At 39.1% G+C, this 312-nt stretch carries 1 protein-coding gene; it reads right to left on the bottom strand.

Annotated features, from left to right (window positions below):
• Nucleotides 1–33: 33 nt before the first annotated feature.
• A partial coding sequence (locus tag HC175_RS22425; protein ID WP_209310216.1) for a uroporphyrinogen-III synthase occupies nucleotides 34–312 on the bottom strand: 279 nt, incomplete at its 5' end.

Raw genomic sequence — 312 nt, 5'->3', positions numbered from 1 at the left:
AGATCGTTTTTTATCATATTTGAATGGTTTATCCTATAATTTAAAATACTTCACCACCTGGACGATCACATTCTCAATGGAAGGTGTCGAGGCGATAATTATATTTGAAGTGTAATTTCTAGCCTCTGCAGCCGTAGTTTTACCAATACAAAAGGCAACACTCTCGGCAAGGTCATTCTCACTACAATAGCTTTTGACGGCACTGGGACTAAAAAACAGCACTCCGTCAAAGTTACGATCAATTTTGTTTGAGACAGGTTGAGTGTCGTATACTTCGATTTCAGTAAGCTTTACTTCCGCGCCCTTTAATCG

The sequence above is a fragment of the Salinimicrobium oceani genome (assembly GCF_012037645.1).
Note: the sequence above shows the minus strand (reverse complement) of the source record. Positions and strands in the feature narration are given on the sequence as shown.